Source organism: Corynebacterium sp. HMSC22B11, assembly GCF_001815965.1.
Lineage (GTDB): Bacteria > Actinomycetota > Actinomycetes > Mycobacteriales > Mycobacteriaceae > Corynebacterium.
Map to the genome: position 1 here is coordinate 1 of NZ_KV823493.1, position 3,579 is coordinate 3,579.

Below are 3,579 nucleotides of genomic sequence, written 5' to 3' on the forward strand. Positions count from 1 at the left end.
CATGCTCAAGCTTCACGATTTTTGCAACAGAGCCCTCCCGGAAGCTCTGGGGGGAGTTTCGATGACTGAGCGGGTGGCCGAACAAGTGCGGCGACTGCTGCACGAGCAGCCGGAGCTTGAAGTCGTGTTCACCGATGCGCTCACCGCCGACAGTTACCTCCACAGTGGGCGCAGCGGCCGCCCAGTGCTGTTCCTGCACACGGCGCACCGCCAGCTCGTTGACGAGCTGCGCGGCCGCGGTGATGACCCCGGCCGACCGCACTAGTCCAATGGGCGGGAGGCGTTGCGCAGCTCGTCGACGACTTCGCGATGCTGTGGGTGTACGAACAGGATGAGGGCCTGGCCGTGCGTGCTCAGAAGATGACTGTCGACGGTGATTGCGTCCACGAATCGGATGTCGACGGCAGGATCTTCCAGGAGGGCGCGGCGAATTGCCGCGAGGGTGCGAGCGACGGTCATGGCCGTGTCGGCAGGCTAGTGGGCCGCGCCGAGTTCGACGAGGAGGACGCCGCCGATGATGAGGGCGATGCCGAGCGCCATGACCCAGGTGAAGGGCTCTTTGAACAGGAACTTGCTGGCCACTGCGGTGAGGGCGACGCCGGAGGCGGCCCAGATGCCGTAGGCAACACCGATGCCGAGCCCGAGGGCAAGGACTTGGGTGAGGAAGAAGAACGCGCCGAGGTAGCCCACGACGACGGCGATGTAGAACAGTTTCCGTCCGCCGGTTGCCAGGCGCAGGGAGAGCGCCGCGCCGACTTCGAGGACGATCGCGAGGATGAGGAAGAGCCAGACCATCAGATGCTCGCCTCCCTCTTGCGCTGCGCCGCTTGCGATCCGAGTTCGACGGTGAGAACACCGCCGATGATCAACGCCAGGCCGAGGATCATCACGCCGGTCAAGGGCTGTCCGAACAGAAGTGCCGCCAGCACCGCCGTCAGGGCGACGCCCATCGCGCCCCAGATCCCGTACGCAACCCCGAGGGCCATCCCCTCGCGTAGAACGAGCGCGAGAAGCGTGAACGCGCCGACGTAGCCGATCGCGACGAGGATGTACCAGGCGGGGTGGTCCTGGCCGGCTTGGAGGGCGAGGGAGCCGGCGACTTCACTGATGATCGCGCCGGCAAGCAGGAGCCATTTCTTCATAGTCAGTCCTTCACGAGGTTGTGGGCGAAGGCGCGGAGCTGCGCCAGGTCGCCGGGGGTAGGAGGGGAGACGTTGGCGGCTTCGGCAAGCCACCCGCCGTCGGCCAGGAGGCGGGCGGCGAGCAACCGGGTGCGTTCGTCCGGGGCGACGTCATCGGGCACGACGAGCCAGGGCGCGAGACGTTCGGCCCAGCGCTGCGTGAGCGAGCGGCGCAGCTTCGGATCACTCATCGCCACCAGGTCGGTTTCATCGAAACCCCCGGACAGTGACCAGTCGACATACGCGCCGATGCGCGCGGCCGGCGCCGCGCCCTCCGGCGACGACCCGAGGCGTGCGACCAGCGCCTCTTCCCAGCGGTCCAAAACGGAGTCCACCAGGGCGAGCATGAGGGCTTCCTTCGTGGGGAAGTGATACATCACCCCCGGCTTGGTCAGCCCCACACTTCGGGCCACGGAATCCAGAGACACCGCCCGCCCCTCGTCGAGCTGAGAGAAGGCGGCCGCCAGGATCGCGGGGCGAGGATCGGTGCGCATGAGTGTAGGTTACCATTCGGAAGGTAACCAGGCCATCCAGCAGATTGCCGGCGCATAGGTTCATCACCGCGAGCCGAGTAGGCCGAAAACGATCGTTTTCGGGCAGCCGTGCCGGACGGCCCGCCGAGGCAGCGACACGCCGTTATCTGACCGACCGAAACCTATGACCGAAACCAACCCCGACCCGAAACCCGACCTATACCGTTTGCGGGCAGGCCGGTAAAATCAGGAGTACACCAGGAGGTGCAGCATTATGTCGCAACCATCATTTGACGTAGAGGCCCGCTGGCCCGAGCTGTTCGACCAGCTCGACGCTGACCAGCGCCGAGCCGTTGTGCGCTCGCTCGCGGCAGGCTGGCATGAGGGATGGGAGCCGAACCGCGAAGACGTGGCCGACCTCATCGACTACACGCGCGGCGCGCTGACGTTCGAGGACTACGAGGCGCGCACCGCCGCTAAGGCGGCGCGCATCGCCGGAGCGGCCGCTACGCTCTGATGCCGCACCAGTTCGATTCGTGGGAGTCATACTTTTACCCGGAGACGTACAACGCGCAGACCCGCAATGGCGTGCTGCGCAACATACCGGACATTCGAGACGCCGCAGCGCTGCGCACCTACGACTACCGCATGTCGTTTGCGCGCCGCATCGAGCTTGAGTTGCGCCCGGAGCTTGTGACTCGCACGTTCGACGGCGAGCACATGAAGCAGATTCACGGCCACCTCTTCGGCTCGACCTTTGAATGGGCTGGTCAGTACCGAACGGTGAACATGGCGAAGGGCGGCGGAGCCGCTTTCGCTGATGCTCACAACGGCGCGATAGACGCCTACTTAGACAACGTGCGCGTGATGGTCGAGCGCACCGATTGGGCGCAGCTCAGCCACGCCGAGTTCTCGGAGCGCGCCGCCGAAATCTTCGCCTGGACAAACCAGAGTCATCCGTTCAGAGAGGGCAACGGACGCACTACCAAGGTGTTCATGGAGCACGTTGCGGAGCGCTCACCGTACACGCTTGAGTTCGAGCGCGTGCCCGAGGAAGTTTGGAATATGGCATCGGCCGCGACGCGGCCGCCGCTGGGGGAGTACCTACCCAACCATGTTCCGATGGTGCCCGTGTTCGAGCACGCGGCCGTGCCGCGGTCGAACGTGCTGATGCACGAGGGCGGCCGCGTCACAGGCGACGCAGCGCCCGAGAAGCCGATGACGCTTGGAGAGCGCATCGAGCGCAAGGTGAACGAGCTGCGCGAGGCTCGGCCGAGCAAGCCGAAGCACGCAGCAGATCGCGGCCGGGATATGCCCGAGCTGGGCGACGGATCGAAGCCGAAGCCGCCCGAGCGTGGCCCGAGCTTAGGACGATAGCCGTGAGGCTCGGATATACCCGTGTCAGCACCCGCGAGCAGAATGCAGACTCGCAGATCGCCCGCCTCGAACAGGCAGGGTGCGAACGAATTTTCGTTGACGTTGGCTATTCAAGTCGCGTTGAGGATCGACCCGATTGGATCGAGTGCCGGAAGATTCAGCGCCCCGGTGATGAGCTGGTGATTCCCTCGCTCGACCGCGTGGCAGGCACTGACAGCATCGCTATCTCGGTTATCCGTGACCACGCAGCGCGTGGCGTGAAGCTGCGCAGCCTCGATGAACCGTGGATGGACATAGACCCGTCAACAGCGATGGGTGAAGCCATGCTCAAGATCATGGCGACGCTCGCGCAGCTTCGCGTCGATATGATCCGTGAGAACACCCGCAGAGGCGTCGAGCACGCGCGCTCCCAGGGTCGCGTCGGCGGCCGCCCGACCGTCATGACACCCGAGCGCATCGCAATGGCGAAGACCATGCGGGAGGCTGACCCGCCGATGAGCTACGAGCAAATCGCGGGCTCTGTTGCAAAGATTGGCGGCAGTCAGAGG

Annotated in this window: 8 protein-coding genes; 4 read left to right on the forward strand and 4 right to left on the reverse strand. The window is 65.2% G+C overall.

The genetic code is table 11. The features are described 5' to 3' along the window. The coding region (locus tag HMPREF3088_RS05045) for a hypothetical protein (RefSeq protein WP_246818061.1) at nucleotides 1–265 on the forward strand (265 nt) is incomplete at its 5' end. On the opposite strand, the gene HMPREF3088_RS05050 is transcribed toward HMPREF3088_RS05045, so the two are convergent. Genes HMPREF3088_RS05050 through HMPREF3088_RS05065 form a run of 4 tightly spaced genes read right to left on the reverse strand, consistent with a single transcriptional unit; the run spans nucleotide 262 to nucleotide 1,675 of the window. Further along, on the reverse strand, nucleotides 262–459 hold the full coding sequence (locus HMPREF3088_RS05050; RefSeq protein WP_005053846.1) for a hypothetical protein: 198 nt from the start codon (nucleotides 457–459) through the stop codon (nucleotides 262–264). The two genes, HMPREF3088_RS05045 and HMPREF3088_RS05050, sit on opposite strands and share 4 nt — an antisense overlap. Before the next feature lie 15 nt (nucleotides 460–474). Then, nucleotides 475–795 carry a DMT family transporter gene (locus tag HMPREF3088_RS05055; RefSeq protein WP_019160223.1) on the reverse strand — a complete coding sequence of 107 codons (321 nt, stop codon included), beginning with the start codon at nucleotides 793–795 and terminating at the stop codon, nucleotides 475–477. Next, nucleotides 795–1,142, reverse strand: coding sequence for a DMT family transporter (locus tag HMPREF3088_RS05060; RefSeq protein ID WP_005053852.1), 348 nt, complete (start codon nucleotides 1,140–1,142; stop codon nucleotides 795–797). Before HMPREF3088_RS05060 ends, HMPREF3088_RS05055 begins: the two co-directional genes overlap by 1 nt. A 2-nt stretch (nucleotides 1,143–1,144) precedes the next feature. Then, nucleotides 1,145–1,675 carry a TetR/AcrR family transcriptional regulator gene (locus HMPREF3088_RS05065; RefSeq protein WP_019174037.1) on the reverse strand — a complete coding sequence of 177 codons (531 nt, stop codon included), beginning with the start codon at nucleotides 1,673–1,675 and terminating at the stop codon, nucleotides 1,145–1,147. Nucleotides 1,676–1,928: 253 nt separating this feature from the next. On the opposite strand from HMPREF3088_RS05065, the gene HMPREF3088_RS05070 reads away from it, so the two are divergent. The 3 genes from HMPREF3088_RS05070 to HMPREF3088_RS05080 all read left to right on the forward strand — a co-directional run. Continuing rightward, nucleotides 1,929–2,171 (forward strand): antitoxin VbhA family protein, encoded by a 243-nt coding sequence (locus HMPREF3088_RS05070; RefSeq protein WP_019174038.1) that lies wholly within the window; start codon nucleotides 1,929–1,931, stop codon nucleotides 2,169–2,171. After that, the gene (locus HMPREF3088_RS05075) at nucleotides 2,171–3,031 is read left to right on the forward strand and encodes a Fic/DOC family protein (protein ID WP_070424185.1); all 861 of its coding nucleotides are present in this window, start codon (nucleotides 2,171–2,173) and stop codon (nucleotides 3,029–3,031) included. Before HMPREF3088_RS05070 ends, HMPREF3088_RS05075 begins: the two co-directional genes overlap by 1 nt. A gap of 2 nt (nucleotides 3,032–3,033) precedes the next feature. Further along, the coding region (locus HMPREF3088_RS05080; RefSeq protein ID WP_070758718.1) for a recombinase family protein at nucleotides 3,034–3,579 on the forward strand (546 nt) is incomplete at its 3' end.

Excerpts from the sequence above, each read along its gene's own strand:
- HMPREF3088_RS05070 (WP_019174038.1), top strand. The coding sequence starts at position 1,929 with ATGTCGCAACCATCATTTGACGTAGAGGCCCGCTGGCCCGAGCTGTTC.
- HMPREF3088_RS05060 (WP_005053852.1), bottom strand. The coding sequence starts at position 1,142 with ATGAAGAAATGGCTCCTGCTTGCCGGCGCGATCATCAGTGAAGTCGCC.
- HMPREF3088_RS05065 (WP_019174037.1), bottom strand. The coding sequence starts at position 1,675 with ATGCGCACCGATCCTCGCCCCGCGATCCTGGCGGCCGCCTTCTCTCAG.
- HMPREF3088_RS05075 (WP_070424185.1), top strand. The coding sequence starts at position 2,171 with ATGCCGCACCAGTTCGATTCGTGGGAGTCATACTTTTACCCGGAGACG.
- HMPREF3088_RS05050 (WP_005053846.1), bottom strand. The coding sequence starts at position 459 with ATGACCGTCGCTCGCACCCTCGCGGCAATTCGCCGCGCCCTCCTGGAA.
- HMPREF3088_RS05055 (WP_019160223.1), bottom strand. The coding sequence starts at position 795 with ATGGTCTGGCTCTTCCTCATCCTCGCGATCGTCCTCGAAGTCGGCGCG.